This is a genomic window from Haliscomenobacter sp., assembly GCF_041740695.1.
Taxonomy (GTDB): domain Bacteria; phylum Bacteroidota; class Bacteroidia; order Chitinophagales; family Saprospiraceae; genus Haliscomenobacter.
On the sequence record NZ_JBGSLK010000072.1, the window covers coordinates 22,324 to 36,215 of the forward strand.

Below are 13,892 nucleotides of genomic sequence, written 5' to 3' on the forward strand. Positions count from 1 at the left end.
AAAGGGACACCCAGCAATTATGCTCCAGCAGTACTTGATATATGCATGGTAATAATGATTTTTTCCTATTTTTGGCAATCGAAGTTTTTCACCTAACCATCTAACCTCCCACTCATGAAATTGCTTTGGCTGCCGTTTTTACTCCTGTGTAGTTTTGTTTTCAAAACAGGTCCCGACGAACCCATCCTAACCGGCGCAGAGCAAATTGACGCCTATTTGCCTTATCTAAAAGGTAAAAAAGTGGGCATGTTGGTGAATCAAACTTCGATCATCGGCAAAAAACTGAGTGTAGATACCCTGCACGCCCTGGGCCTAGACATCAAACTCATCTTCGGCCCCGAACACGGCTTTCGCAACAACGCCAGCAATGGTGATCACGTAGCTGACGAAGTGGACCCCAAAACGGGCATCAACATCGTTTCGCTCTACGGCAAAAAAAACCGTCCCACCCCGGAGGAAATGGCCAAAATCGACGTGCTCATTTTTGACATCCAAGATGTAGGTTGCCGTTTTTACACCTACATCAATACCCTGCGCGACGCCATGCGCTCCTGTGCCGAAGCAGATAAAGAACTGGTCATCCTGGATCGGCCCAATCCCAACGATTTTGTGGACGGCCCCATTCTGGACATGGCCCTGGAGTCGGGCATTGGCCGTTTCCCCATCCCCATCACCCACGGCATGACCATTGGTGAATTCGCCCAAATGATCAACGGGGAAGGTTGGATTGCCAACAAGCAGCAGTGCAAACTCAAAATCATTCCGCTCAAAAATTATACCCACGGTATGGATTACACCTTGCCTGTGGCGCCTTCACCGAATTTGAACACCCAGCAGTCGATCCTGCTGTATCCTTCACTTTGTTTGTTTGAGGGCACTGTCCTGAGCCAGGGCCGGGGCACTTATATGCCATTTACGGTATTGGGCGCCCCTGCATTGAAGGGCAAGTTCGATTTTTCCTTCACCCCGGTGAGCCTCAAGGGCATGTCGGAAACCCCGCTGCACCAGGATCAGGCCTGCTATGGCCTCGACTTGCGGGAACAAAAAATGGATTCCTTCCGCAAAAAAGGCCGCATCAACATCCGCTGGATGATCGATCTGTACAAAACCTACCCCATCAAGGAAAAATTCTTCGACCGGACTCAAAGCCGCCAAATGGGCAACATCGACTTTTTGGCGGGCACCAAACAGTTTAAAGAACAGATCATTGCCGGGAAAAAGGAAAAGGAAATCCGGAAGAGTTGGGAACCGGGGCTGTCGAAGTACAAGGAGATGCGGAAGAAGTATTTGTTGTATAGTGAAAAGTGAAAAGTGAAAAGTGAAAAGTGAAAAAAATGCGCTTTCACTTTAATTCCAAACTTTAAGCTCAGAAAAATCAATCCAAACAGCTGAAAAACAACAGGCGTGCCTGCTTTTCACTATTCACTTTTTGCTATTTTCTTCATCAACTCCATCCTTCCATTCACCCCACATTTTCCAAAAATATTCTTCACGTGCGTGCCAATCGTGTTCACGCTCAAAAAATGTTTTTCCGCAATTTGCCGATTGGTCATACAGGCCAGCAAATCGGCCAGTACTTCCATTTCTTTGCTACTTAGTGGCTCGCTGAGTTGGGAGTTGAAACGTTGTAGGTCACTGCTGGTACTGGGATTGAGGCGGCTATAGGTATGCAGGGCGATTTCGAGCGTACGGAAAAGTTCGTCTTCTTCAAACGGTTTGACCAAATAGGCCATGGGGTACGTTTGTTTCGCGCGATCCAGGGTAGCGCGGTCGGAGAAGGAAGTCAGGTAAATGAAGGGCAGGTGGTATTTATCGTGGATGACTTGACCAATCGAAATGCCATCGGCCTGGCCACTGCCCAGATGTACATCCAGAATGACCAGATCGGCCTGGCGTTGGGCCAATTTATCCAGAGCCATGGTGGGATTGTAGGCGATTCCACACACGGAATAATCCAGGTTGCTGAGCGCGGCTTCCAGGTCGTGCGCAATCATTGGTTCATCTTCTACGATCAGGACTGAAAACTTACTCATGCCGCTAAAATAGCATTATTGATTGGAAAAACCAGACTCGCTCTTGCCCCCTGTTCTGCATTGTTCAGTTGTAGAGAACCTCCCAGTTTTTGCGTAAAGGCGTGAATCAGCGAAAAGCCGATGGAACGCGAGGTGTCTGGTGCAAAGTTACTTGGAAAACCAATACCATTGTCCTCCACCTTTAACTCCACCTGATCGGCATCGGCAGACAGGGAAATTCGCACCTCCCCAGCTTGTTCATTGGGGAAGGCATATTTCAAGGTATTGCTGATCAGTTCATTGAGAATGAGCCCCAGGGCGATCATGATATCGACGTTGAATTTCAGGGGTTGAATGCTTGACACCAGTTGCACCCGCTGCTGGTCAATGTTGTAGGTATGAAAGAGGTTTTCGGCCAGTTTGTGAAAGTAGTCTGCCGTGGCTACGTTGCTGAAATCGTTGTTTTGATACAGCGTTTGGTGAATCAAGGCCATGGAGCGGACCCGATCCCGGCCATCCCGCATGACTTTGAGCGCCACGGGATCTTGTACCCCCCTGGATTGCAAATTGAGCAAGGAGGAAATGACCTGCATGTTGTTTTTTACCCGGTGGTGGATTTCTTTGAGCAGTAGTTCCTTTTCTTGTAGGGACACTTCGACTTGTTGTTTTTCCAATTGTATCTGTGCCGCTTGTTGACGTTTGCGCCGATAAAGCCATACCGCAATTGTTGCGAATAGCAATAATGTACTGATCAGTATTGCGGCCTTTGTTTGTGTAGATTTTAGTTGTTGGGTGTTCTGAGTGTTAGCCACCTGTAGGCTTTTAATGGATTGATCCTGGGTTTTGCTTTCCAATTCATTGAGTTTATTGGCCTGAAGAACAGGGTCTAATTGATCTTCCAAAACTCGAACTTTTTCCATGTAAGCCAGCGCTTGTTCTGTATTTTTCTTTTTGCGCGCATTGGCTGCGAGGGTTTCGTATAACCTGATTTGAGCGCTGAAGTTTTCAGATTTTTGAGCCCACATCAAATTTTCCATCAACAAATTATCAGAGGCATCCACGGCATCTTGCTCGCTGAGAATGGCTGCTTCCAGGAGCTCGGTTTGCATTTCATTGTAGCGTTTAAACACTTTTACATCCATCCCTTTGGACAAACGTAGCTGTTCGAGTGCTTTTTCATCTTCACCCATCTTGTGGTAAACTTCTGCCAAGGCTTTGAGGCAACGTGCTTGCATAAGCGGGTGTTTATTGGCATCAGGGAGTTTTTTAAATGCAGCATGTGCTTTATTCATTGCAATGATGGCTTCAGGATACTTTTTTTCCGCAGCAAGCACACGCCCCTCGTAATGTTTAATCATCGCCAAAGTGAAGCTTGGCGAGGCGCTTTGGGTGTTCTTCCTCGCCATTTCCAGGTATTTTCTTGCTCTTTTGGGATTGTGATTTTCTAAAAAAACATGCGTAATGTTTAAGTAGACATTTACACTGCCTTCGGAACGGCCACTTTTCTCCAACAGCGCCAAACTTTGATGAAAATAATACAGCGCTGAATCGGCACGATTCTGGTTATTGTGCGACAATCCAGCCATCTGATTCAGTTTGTACTGAAGAACTGGAAAATCATGACCTCTAGCAAAACTTAAGCCCTTTCGCAAGTATTTAAGGATGCTATCAGGCTCAACCATACGAGTATACATCTGTACCAATTGTAAACAAGTTTGTACCCTGGCTTTGGGTTTCCCTTCTCTCAAACACCAATCCGCAAAATTGTAATAGTGTTTTTTTGCGAATGGATAATTATTTTTCTGCAGATACACCCTCGCAAGGCCTTCTTCAATGTTTGCTGCAATTTTTTCATGCCCAATATTTTGAGTAATGCGCAGCGCCTCGTTGAGAAAGATCAGTGTACTATCAAATTGTTGGAGTTCAGCATAGGCTTTGCCTAGGACAATCAAGGTGCCCGTGTACTTCATCAATTGTGACTGTTCTTTGAATTGTTTTTTTGCCTGATTTAACAAGCTAATGGTAGCCTGATGGCGGCCAGCTTTTAAACTGTCGAAAGCGACAGAAAAAATTGGATCTAAGTTCAGTAGCGGATCCAACCTGGATTGAGCGAGCAAACCGGGCAACCCAAAACAGCAGATCAAAAAAAACAGGTATTTAGTCATCTTGTCAGCGGTGATAAAAACATTAACAAAAATAAATCATCTCTTGCTGTATCAAAAATCTAAGTTTTACGTATATAAATCCAGCAGAAAAATTTGGTGTTAAAAGTTCATTTCCAGTTCACATCTAAATAATCCCCACAAAACACCACTTCCGTTTGCGCCCCAAAAACTACCGTTAAATAATGGCAACTCATCAAAATATTGCTTTTCATGGAGTTGAATGCTAGGTTTTTTATAAAACTTTACCTACTTTTGACAAATGTTTTTTTATCCCCTCTAGGCAACTGTACTTATTTATCGTTCAAGCTAATTCAAATCGTATCTGTTCAGGGTTATTTGTTCCCGAAACCTAATTTTTTCACACTGTAATAAACCTTGACTCATTACCCCCCATGAACAGGGAAGGCAAAGCGACAACTATGAGAAAATTACTCGTAGCCGGCATCGCAATAGTATACGTTGTACTTTGTTCCCAAATTGCGTCGGCTCAAAACAAGTACCAAGGCTTAGGGGGTCTCAACCGCCCTTTTCATGCCGCTTTTTATCAAGCGCTCAAGTGGCGCAGTATCGGCCCCTACCAGGGTGGGCGCAGTGTTGTTGCTGTAGGGCTTCCTAACAATCCAATGGTCTATTATTTTGGCTCCACTGGTGGTGGTCTTTGGAAAACCGAAGACGCTGGTTGGAGTTGGTTCAACATATCGGACGGGTTTTTCCAAAGTGGATCAGTGGGTGCCATCGCCATTGCTCCTTCCGATCCCAATGTGCTGTACGTTGGTATGGGCGAACACGCTGTGCGGGGGGTAATGACTTCCACGGGTGATGGGGTTTACAAATCTGTTGATGGTGGAAAAACCTGGGAACACACTGGTTTGGTACAATCTGAACACATCGCCGACATTTGTATCCATCCTTCCAATCCCGATTTGGTGTACGTAGCGGTACAAGGAGCTTTGTACAAAGACAGCAAGGAAAGGGGCGTATACCAATCTGCCGATGGTGGAAAAACCTGGAAAAACATCCTGTCTGTCAATGCCAGTACCGGTACAGCCGATCTGGTCATGGATCCCCATAATCCACGGATTTTGTATGCTTCGATGTGGGATCACCAACGCAGCCCCTGGTATGTACGCAGCGGGGGCAAGGGTTCAGGATTGTATAAATCTACCGACGCAGGAGAAAGTTGGATAAAACTGGAAAAAGGCTTACCCGAAAGTTTGGGTAAAATTGGAATTTGTATTGCCCCCAGCAATTCGGATCGTTTGTACGCGGTGGTGGAAGCCCACGACGGGGGGATTTTTCGCTCTGAAGATGGCGGCAACTCCTGGCTGCAAGTCAGCAATGATCGCCAAACTTATGCCCGAGCCTGGTACTTCAACAAGATAGTGGCCGACCCAAAAAATCAAGACATCCTTTACGTGCTCAATATTCCACTGCTCAAGTCGATGGATGGGGGCAAAACTTTTAATAGCTTACCTAGTCCGCACGCCGATCAGCACGATTTGTGGATCAATCCTAGCACCCCCCAAGCCATGATCCTCGCCAACGATGGTGGCGCTTGTATTTCCTTCAATGGGGGCAAATCCTGGACTTCACAGAACAATCAGGCTACTGGTCAGTTCTACCGGGTGACTTGTGACAATGGTTTTCCTTACCATATTTATACCGCCCAACAGGATTATGGTGCCATGGGCATTCCCAGTCGGGTCAGTGGCTCGGAAGTATTGGGCAACAATTGGTATCAGGTAGCTGGTGGTGAAAGTGCCTTCCTCGCCCTCGATCCCAATCACCCGGAATGGGTTTACGGCACCAATTACCAAGGCAATGTCAGTGCCTGGCATCGTCCTACTGAGACCAGCAAAGACATCATGGCTTATCCTGAAATCGCGCTGGCTACCCGCCCCCGCGATTTGAAGTACCGTTTCAATTGGAATGCTCCGTTGGTGGTCTCCCCTCAAGATCCAAAGGTATTGTACCATGGGGCACAACAAGTCCTCAAAACCGAAAATGGGGGCATCAGTTGGAGTGTCATCAGCCCCGATCTCACCCGCAACGATACTGCCCACCAAACGGAAGGTGGCGGCCCTTTTCTGAACGAAGGTGCTGGTGCCGAAAATTACAATACCATCAGCTATATCGCTCCTTCGCCGCATAAAGCAGGGGTGATTTGGGTGGGCACCGACGATGGTCGGCTACATTTTACCCGCAATGATGGCAAATCATGGGAGGATCGTACGCCCAAAAACTTGCCCGAAGGGTTGATCAACTCCATCGAAGTATCTCCACACGACCCCAATACCGTTTACTTTGTAGCTTGCCGTTACCGTTTTGGCGACCGCAAACCATACGTTTTCCGCAGCACCGACAATGGGCGCAATTGGACCCAAATCTCTTCGGGTTTTGGCATCAACGACTTTGTGCGTGTGGTGCGTGAAGATCCCCGGCAAAAAGACTTGTTGTACGCCGGAACCGAGTCGGGCTTTTTTATCTCCATCAATGGGGGTGAACATTGGCATCCATTCCAGCTGAACATGCCGGTTTGTGCCATTACTGACCTCCAGATTCACGACAATGATTTGATTGCCTCAACGGCAGGACGTGGAATTTGGGTACTCGACGATTTGGCTTGTTTTCACTACAACCAAACCATTATGGGCAAAACGGGCATAGCTCTTTGCCCGCCTAAAACAGCTTACCGTTTTGCTGGGGAGCAACAGGATGACCCCACGCTGGCCTCCAGCGTAGGCAACTCCGCGGAAGGTATGACCATCAGTTTCATTTTACCCGAAGAAATCGACAGCCTGAGCCTGGAAATCCGCAATGCCCAAGGCAAGGTGATGCGCAAATACACCAGTTGGGTGGATTCGATCCACGAACAAACCAATGTTGCACTGGGACAACCCAATCTGCCCCATCAAAAAGGCCTGAATCGACTAGTTTGGGATTTGCGGCGCAACATGTTGCCGGGCATCCCCGAACTTTTCATTATGGGTGACCTGCGGGGCAGTATGGTTCCTCCTGGCGCATACTCGATCGTACTGTATGGGGCTAAAGATACGGTAATTGCCAAAGCCATGGTGATGGCCAATCCCAAAATTGTGGGAACACCCGAAGATTATGCCCTCCAAAGCCTGAAGCTGGAGGAAATAGAAAACATCATCCGGGAAATGCACCGCACCATCAGCAACCGCCGGGAATGGCGCAAGTGGTTGGATGGCCTATTGGAACTGTATGAACAATCCAGCGAGCACGGTGAAATGGTCAGTACCGCCCGCGACATCATCGCCAAAATCAACGATTGGGAACAGGGCCTTACTCAACCCGCACACCGGGGTACCCAAGACGCAATTGTGTACAAACACGGCCTCCATGCCGAATTGCTCGACCTCAAAATGCGTGCGGACGCTCTCGATCCCCGCATCACCCAAGGGGTAACCGACCGCTTTAACGACATCCGAAAAATCTGGAACCGCAAAAAACCAGCCAACGAAGCCATCAATAAGGCGATGCTGAGTTTTATGAGCAGTTTTAAGGAGAAGGACATGGCACCGTTTTTTGCGCCTCCCACGAATACATACTAGGTGTGGGTGTGGAAGTGTGATTGTGTGCAAGAAGTGTAGGTATGATAGTGTGAGTTTACGAAGCTTTTTTTTACCTTCGCCTCGCATAATAAAACATTGAAAAATGGAAGAAACTACAAATACCTCCACCACCAAAGACTGGTTGTTCTTTTTGATCTCTTTGGTTGCAATGATCATCCTTTTTGCCGTTGCCGACGAGTGGTTCTGGCTGGCACTGCCTTTTGTCCTGACCTTTTTTGTAAAGGCTATTCGGATGATGTAAATGTGAAGAGTGAAAAGTGAAAAGTGAAGAGTGAAAAGTGAAAAGTGAAAAATTATGGGGCTTTTGATAAGGTTCCAGGCTTTTGAGTAAAAAATTACGGCAAACCGTTGAAAACCAAAAGGTGTATCTGCTTTTCACTCTTCACTCTTCACTCTTCACTCTTCACTCTTCACTCTTCACTCTTCACTCTTCACTCTTCACTCTTCACTCTTCACTCTTCACTCTTCACTCACTCATAACTATTCGTACTCTCCTCCAGCAGGGTCTCAATCTCCTGCATCTCTACTTCAGTGAAATAACGCCATTTGCCCGGAGCCAAATCATCCAATTTGATCGACATAATCCGGGTGCGTTTCAACTTGATCACGTCGTAGCCCATGTATTCACACATGCGCCGAATCTGGCGGTTCAGACCCTGCGTGAGAATAATTCTAAAAATGGAGCGGCCTTTTTGCTCCACCATACATTTTTTGGTAGTGGTGCCCAGGATGGGGATGCCATTGCTCATGCGGCGTACAAAATCGGGTGCCAGCTCTTTGTCCACTACTACAATGTATTCCTTTTCGTGTCCATTGCGGGAGCGCAGGATTTTATTGACGATGTCGCCATCATTGGTCAAAAAAATCAGGCCTTCGGAGTCCTTGTCGAGGCGACCGATGGGAAAGATCCGTTGCGGATGGTTGATGTAGCTGATGACGTTGGTCTTGTCGCGCAGGTCGGTGGTGCAGGTGAGTCCACGCGGCTTATGAAAGGCGATGTAGATGCGTTTGGGATTGTTGCGCAGGGGTTTGCCATCTAACAAAACTTCGTCACCTTCCTCTACCCGATTGCCTTTTACGGCCACTACCCCATTGAGCCGTACCCGTCCGGTTTCGATAAATTTGTCTGCTTCCCGGCGTGAGCAAATTCCTGTGTCCGAGATGTATTTGTTTAAACTGATGGAATCCATGCTATATAAAAACTTGACCTGTGTTTGAATCGATGTGCAAAATTAGCACAAATCCAGACACAGGCCAAAGCATTATTCAGGCAAAATAGTCTTGTTGTCGCTTCCGCTCAAAAAACGCTAACAAGCGATTATTTTTTTACTTTAATCATACAACCCACTGCCTTGGTCATATTTGGCACGGGTTCGGTCCCTTTCTCCACGGCGGCAATAGCTTCTTCCACAAAGCGGCGGGTGATCAAGGTTTCATCTTCACTGTTGTCGTCTACCCCACCGATGTAACGCACCTTGCGGTCTTTGTCCAACAAAAAGACGTGTGGTGTACGCACGGCACCATAAGCCGGGAATACTTTTTGGCCATCGTCCAGCAGGTATTCAAAGGGGTATTTTTTCTCTTTGGCGCGTTCCACCATTTTGTCAAAACCATCGCCTGGCTGTACGCTGGGGTCATTGGGCATGATGGCCACTACTGGCCAACCCATCGGAGCCATTGTATTGTGCAAGTCGATGATGCGTTGTTCGTAAGCCTGGGCGTAAGGGCAAGTATTACAGGTAAACACCACAATGTAGCCTTTGACATTTTTGTAGTCCTTCAGGGTGACCAACTTACCAGAAGTGCTTTTTAGTTGAAAGTCAGGAGCAATATCTCCCACTTTCAAGCCGGAATTGGTTGGCCCAAACGGAATAAAAGTCAGCAGGAAAAGAACACTAGCAAAAAAACCGATTCCAAAACCTGTTTTTGTTTTCATCGCAGTCGAATTTCATATTTTGAGTACATCCGTACCAATACTTAGGACGCAGGATTTAGTTTTTAGGGTCAAAAAAATGCAGTACAAACTGCTGTAAATCTTCAAAATTTTCAAATTCCCCCTCTTTAAACTGTCTTTGACTTCCGCGATACACCAACGTAGCGGGTACTGCCCCGCTCCAACTGGGATCAATTTTGTCAATCCACTGTGCCTGCCTGCTGTCTACTAACGCTGCGACTAAAGCAGAAATTTGCCTTTGTGCCAAAAAAGGTTTTAGTTTGGTTTCCAAATCCTTACGAAAGTCTAAACTGACCAGAATAACCTTGATTTTTTGAGCAGCCATTGCCTGATGCAATTTTTCAAAGTAAGGCAATTCCTTCACACAGGGAGCGCACCAAGTTGCCCAAAAATTGATCACATAGGTCGTGTCGTTTTGGGTTTGCGCCAGTAATGGAGCAAAGTCATCAAAGGACTCATAAACCTGCTGGGCCTTACCCATGCTTAGTATCAGCATGAGTGCAGCCATCAATGTCAGTTTTCTCATATGCATCGCTGTTTTAGCGCTTTTTTAAGGCATCCCTGCTTTGTAAATTTCGGCATTGCCGCTCAAAGTATACTGACTTCCGGCAGGAAAAAATAAACTTTGACCCTTACCAATCTGCAAATCGCCATTGACCAGCACGTCTCCTTGTAATACCAACAAAATTTCCGGGCCAGCGGTGGAGTCTTGCACCTGTTTTTTTCCAGTACTTAGTCGAATCAAGCTCAATTCAAAATCAGGTGCTGGGGTTTTGAACTGAATCAGGGTATCACTGATTGCTTCTCCAGCAAATACTTTTGGCTCAATCGGCTCAAAAGAAAGGTGTTGAATTAGGGTATCGGCATCCACGTATTTATCCGTGAGGCCGCCGCGGAAAACATTGTCGGAATTGGCCATCAATTCAACGTTGACTCCTTCCAAGTAAGCGTGCAGCACTCCGGCATCCTGAAAAATCCCCTGTCCAGGCTGCACATTGACCACATTCATCAGGTAAATGGAAATCACGCCCCGATCGTAGCGGCCAGAGGGAATCCTGAAATCGCGCATGGCTCGTGCCGCCCAATAATCCGCCGAAGCTTTGGGCAATTTATTGGCGTCCAATAAGGGCAAAAGCCGCTCGGCCAGTGGCTGCAACAGCTCATCAATCTCCGCCTGCAGCATGCCCATGACTTGTGCATATAGCGGCTGGATGGATTGGCCGTCAAAGTATTCCAACAGGCTTTGCAATTCGGGGGTTTGTTGGAGGTTTTGCTGGATTTTATTCAGGGCAGTAAATCCGTGCAAGAGCCAAAAATCCGTCAAAGCCGTCATCATTTCGGGCTTATGGTTGTCGTCTTTAAAATTGCGGTTGAAGGCATTGAGTGGAATGCCTGCTGCATTTTCAGCGGCGAAACCACGCTCGGCATCAACTTTGTTCGGATGAGCCTGGATGGAAAGCATTTTGCCAACATCCAATATTTTCAACAGATAAGGAATTTGGTTGGCAAAACGCTGTGCAGTGGCCATGCCTAGTATTTCCTCCGGGTTTTGTTCGATCAGGCTTTGCAGAGGCTGGGCTGTTTCCCCATTTCGTTTTACCTGGGCCATGCCGCGCGGATGTGCCCCCAGCCACAATTCGGCGCAAGGCTCTTGCTCAGGATTGGATTGGTTCAATAAATCAGGGATATAATGGAAACCGCCCCAAGCGTAGTGTTGCACTACTCCTTCGAGCAAATAGGGCACAGTATTACTCATAGTTTAAATTATTTTTTAGTCACCAAAAAATAAACGGCGGTAGACAAAAAGTCGCGCACGTAAGGCAAATTGCTCAACAAGGCATTCTGAGTACGCGGGGCCCAGCCAAATTTGAATTGATAAATTGGATTGATCAAAAAAATCTGGCGTTGGAGCACCCTGTAGTTCCGCTTGCGCAAAATTTGTTCAAAACGTTCGATGGAAATTCCTGTGTCCTTGATCTCCTGCAATTCCTGAATGGTTTGTGCTGTTTCACCCCCCCAACGCAATACTTGATGGTAAAGTGCAGTCGGCAAAAGATGGTAGTATGGTAGTTTTGACAACCACTTGCTGCGGCAAATTTGCTGGTGTCCACCAAAAGGCATGTACCATGGGGGAAAAGCAAAAAACACCACACCTCCTGGTGCCAGAAAAGCTTGCAAGAAATGCATAAAACGATCCTGATCCGGGATGTGCTCAATGACGTCTTTAAGGATGATCAGATCAAAGCGGAAATCCAGCTCTTTTTCCGGGTCAATGTCATAAATGTTGCGGGCGATGAGTTGGAGTTGCCCGCTGGCAATGGGTTCTGGCATAAAAGACACAGCCGTTTCAATGCGGCTTTCGTGCAACTCTATCCCTACACAACGGCAATTTTCTTCCAAAAAAGCCTTGAGCACGCCCGCTTCTCCACACCCGATTTCCAACACCTTGGAGCCTGCTGGCAAGGGGTGATGTTGGCGTACATAAGGCAAAATGTATTCCTTTGCCGTACGGTGCTGGTAGTCGAAATAGGTGCGTTTGTCCTGATGAAATTCAAACATAATGGTAAGTCAACTTTGAGGCAGTAAAGCTACTGAAACGCTATCGCAACGCGGTTAAGTGCCAGATCACAATTAATCAAAGTTATTTGAAGGGCAAATTTCAACCCAGACAGCTTTAAAAAGCCTCGCCGTAGCTCTGCTATGGCTGCGTTTTTTGCCTGGTCTGGATTAAAATTTGCTCCTTCAAATAAACATCATTAATTGTGATCTGGCACTTATTTCCAAATTATTTTTCTGAAAATTTGCAATTCTGTTATATGTTTTGTTTTTTTGTTTCTTTAAACAGCGTTCTAGTAAATAAAGGGGAACGGTTGTCAGGAGCAAGCCCGGAACTGGTGCTCATACCTGACAACTTTTTTTTTTCTTAAATCCTACCTATCTTTGCCGCTCAAGGGGCGATAAAAAAATAAATTTCATTTTGGCAAAGGATTAGATAAGTAAACGGTTCATTTAAGTGTCGTATCTAATCTTTTGGCTCAAAAAAAATGAATATTTATTTTTGCCCCACTACTAGGCATGAAAGAACCATTTCTTTGATGCACTAAATGTATGCTTTTGGCAAGAATAATGGCAATCGATTACGGGACCAAACGAACAGGTATCGCGGTAAGTGATCCACTACAAATCATTGCAACCGGTTTGGACACGGTTCCTACTGCAAAATTGCTGGACTTTCTGCGCCAATACTGTCAGGAAGAAGAAGTGGAGTCCTTTGTGGTGGGCGAACCCAAAAACCTGGATGACAGCCCCGCCCAAATTCATCATTTGGTGATGGGTTTTGTAAAACAGCTGGGCAACCTTTTCCCTGAAAAAACGGTTATTCTGCGAGATGAGCGCTTTACGTCTAAAGATGCAAGTCGTTCCATCCTCCAGAGTGTGCCGAGCCGCCAAAAACGGCGCGACAAAGGATTGATCGACAAAGTGAGTGCCATCATTATTTTGCAGGAATACCTTGAAAAATACAAATATTCATAAAACCATGTTGTTACCCATTTATGCCTACGGGCATCCTGTTTTGCGCAAAAAAGCCGAGGAGATTGCAGCAGACTACCCAGAGTTGAGCCAATTTATTGCGAACATGTGGGAAACCATGTACCACGCCGAAGGAGTGGGCCTGGCCGCACCCCAGGTTGGCCGCGCCATCCGTCTTTTTGTTATTGATACCGTCCAGTTGGAAGAAAAAGGCAAGGATGTAGTTGGTTTCAAAAGGGTGTTCATCAATGCCCAAAAGGTAGAGGAAAAAGGAAAGATTTGGGCTTATGAAGAAGGTTGCCTCAGCATCCCCGACATCCGGGGCGATGTGGATCGCTTGGATACCCTCACCATCCGCTACATGGACGAAACTTTTGTAGAACGTACCGAGACTTTTAATGGCATCAACGCCCGCGTCATCCAGCATGAATACGACCACATTGAAGGGATTTTGTTCCTGGAATACCTGAAACCAGTGAAAAAAGCGATGATTCGTGGCCGCCTGGAGAACATCCGCAAAGGTAAAGTGAAGGTGGATTACAAAATGAAGTTCGCTTAAATTGGTAACGGCTAATAAAATGTAACTACTGAGGTGCCCCTTCGGTGTCTTAGGTTTCTTAGGTGGTTAAAT

General features: G+C 46.6%; 12 protein-coding genes. 5 read left to right on the top strand and 7 right to left on the bottom strand.

What is annotated here, in order from left to right:
- Window positions 1–114 precede the first annotated feature (114 nt).
- Window positions 115–1,308: an exo-beta-N-acetylmuramidase NamZ domain-containing protein gene (locus ACEW9O_RS15155; RefSeq protein WP_373551017.1), complete on the top strand. Its 1,194-nt coding sequence runs from the start codon at window positions 115–117 to the stop codon at window positions 1,306–1,308.
- 110 nt (window positions 1,309–1,418) lie between these two features.
- Here ACEW9O_RS15155 and ACEW9O_RS15160 read toward each other — a convergent pair whose 3' ends face one another.
- Both ACEW9O_RS15160 and ACEW9O_RS15165 read right to left on the bottom strand, forming a co-directional pair.
- Window positions 1,419–2,033, bottom strand: a complete 615-nt coding sequence (locus tag ACEW9O_RS15160) for a response regulator transcription factor (RefSeq protein WP_373551018.1) — start codon at window positions 2,031–2,033, stop codon at window positions 1,419–1,421.
- The gene (locus ACEW9O_RS15165; protein ID WP_373551019.1) at window positions 2,030–4,177 is read right to left on the bottom strand and encodes a histidine kinase dimerization/phosphoacceptor domain -containing protein; all 2,148 of its coding nucleotides are present in this window, start codon (window positions 4,175–4,177) and stop codon (window positions 2,030–2,032) included. Before ACEW9O_RS15165 ends, ACEW9O_RS15160 begins: the two co-directional genes overlap by 4 nt.
- 419 nt (window positions 4,178–4,596) lie before the next feature.
- Between ACEW9O_RS15165 and ACEW9O_RS15170 the strand changes: the two genes are divergently transcribed.
- Window positions 4,597–7,755 carry a glycosyl hydrolase gene (locus ACEW9O_RS15170; protein ID WP_373551020.1) on the top strand — a complete coding sequence of 1,053 codons (3,159 nt, stop codon included), beginning with the start codon at window positions 4,597–4,599 and terminating at the stop codon, window positions 7,753–7,755.
- Window positions 7,756–7,858: 103 nt separating this feature from the next.
- Entirely contained in the window at window positions 7,859–8,017 is a 159-nt protein-coding gene (locus ACEW9O_RS15175) for a hypothetical protein (protein ID WP_373551021.1), read from the top strand.
- Window positions 8,018–8,246: 229 nt separating this feature from the next.
- Here ACEW9O_RS15175 and ACEW9O_RS15180 read toward each other — a convergent pair whose 3' ends face one another.
- From ACEW9O_RS15180 to ACEW9O_RS15200, 5 genes are all read right to left on the bottom strand, one after another.
- Window positions 8,247–8,966, bottom strand: a complete 720-nt coding sequence (locus ACEW9O_RS15180) for a pseudouridine synthase (protein WP_373551022.1) — start codon at window positions 8,964–8,966, stop codon at window positions 8,247–8,249.
- 128 nt (window positions 8,967–9,094) lie between these two features.
- A complete protein-coding gene (locus ACEW9O_RS15185) occupies window positions 9,095–9,712 on the bottom strand; it encodes a thioredoxin family protein (protein ID WP_373551023.1) in 618 nt (205 codons plus the stop codon).
- A gap of 55 nt (window positions 9,713–9,767) precedes the next feature.
- Entirely contained in the window at window positions 9,768–10,256 is a 489-nt protein-coding gene (locus tag ACEW9O_RS15190) for a redoxin domain-containing protein (RefSeq protein ID WP_373551024.1), read from the bottom strand.
- 24 nt (window positions 10,257–10,280) lie between these two features.
- Complete coding sequence (manA, locus tag ACEW9O_RS15195; RefSeq protein ID WP_373551025.1) at window positions 10,281–11,486, bottom strand: mannose-6-phosphate isomerase, class I; 1,206 nt, start codon at window positions 11,484–11,486, stop codon at window positions 10,281–10,283.
- An 8-nt stretch (window positions 11,487–11,494) separates the two neighbouring features.
- Window positions 11,495–12,289 (bottom strand): class I SAM-dependent methyltransferase, encoded by a 795-nt coding sequence (locus ACEW9O_RS15200; protein WP_373551026.1) that lies wholly within the window; start codon window positions 12,287–12,289, stop codon window positions 11,495–11,497.
- A 555-nt stretch (window positions 12,290–12,844) separates the two neighbouring features.
- Here ACEW9O_RS15200 and ruvX point away from each other — a divergent pair.
- Both ruvX and def read left to right on the top strand, forming a co-directional pair.
- Window positions 12,845–13,264 carry a Holliday junction resolvase RuvX gene (ruvX, locus tag ACEW9O_RS15205; RefSeq protein ID WP_373551027.1) on the top strand — a complete coding sequence of 140 codons (420 nt, stop codon included), beginning with the start codon at window positions 12,845–12,847 and terminating at the stop codon, window positions 13,262–13,264.
- Between the two features lie 4 nt (window positions 13,265–13,268).
- Complete coding sequence (gene def / locus ACEW9O_RS15210; protein WP_373551028.1) at window positions 13,269–13,820, top strand: peptide deformylase; 552 nt, start codon at window positions 13,269–13,271, stop codon at window positions 13,818–13,820.
- The last annotated feature ends 72 nt before the right edge of the window (window positions 13,821–13,892 follow it).

What these genes read in the sequence shown, in the direction of transcription:
- ACEW9O_RS15165 (WP_373551019.1), bottom strand. Translation starts at nt 4,177, where the DNA reads ATGACTAAATACCTGTTTTTTTTGATCTGCTGTTTTGGGTTGCCCGGT.
- ACEW9O_RS15180 (WP_373551022.1), bottom strand. Translation starts at nt 8,966, where the DNA reads ATGGATTCCATCAGTTTAAACAAATACATCTCGGACACAGGAATTTGC.
- ACEW9O_RS15185 (WP_373551023.1), bottom strand. Translation starts at nt 9,712, where the DNA reads ATGAAAACAAAAACAGGTTTTGGAATCGGTTTTTTTGCTAGTGTTCTT.
- manA (WP_373551025.1), bottom strand. Translation starts at nt 11,486, where the DNA reads ATGAGTAATACTGTGCCCTATTTGCTCGAAGGAGTAGTGCAACACTAC.
- ACEW9O_RS15200 (WP_373551026.1), bottom strand. Translation starts at nt 12,289, where the DNA reads ATGTTTGAATTTCATCAGGACAAACGCACCTATTTCGACTACCAGCAC.
- ACEW9O_RS15160 (WP_373551018.1), bottom strand. Translation starts at nt 2,033, where the DNA reads ATGAGTAAGTTTTCAGTCCTGATCGTAGAAGATGAACCAATGATTGCG.
- ACEW9O_RS15190 (WP_373551024.1), bottom strand. Translation starts at nt 10,256, where the DNA reads ATGAGAAAACTGACATTGATGGCTGCACTCATGCTGATACTAAGCATG.
- ACEW9O_RS15170 (WP_373551020.1), top strand. Translation starts at nt 4,597, where the DNA reads ATGAGAAAATTACTCGTAGCCGGCATCGCAATAGTATACGTTGTACTT.
- ACEW9O_RS15155 (WP_373551017.1), top strand. Translation starts at nt 115, where the DNA reads ATGAAATTGCTTTGGCTGCCGTTTTTACTCCTGTGTAGTTTTGTTTTC.
- def (WP_373551028.1), top strand. Translation starts at nt 13,269, where the DNA reads ATGTTGTTACCCATTTATGCCTACGGGCATCCTGTTTTGCGCAAAAAA.
- ACEW9O_RS15175 (WP_373551021.1), top strand. Translation starts at nt 7,859, where the DNA reads ATGGAAGAAACTACAAATACCTCCACCACCAAAGACTGGTTGTTCTTT.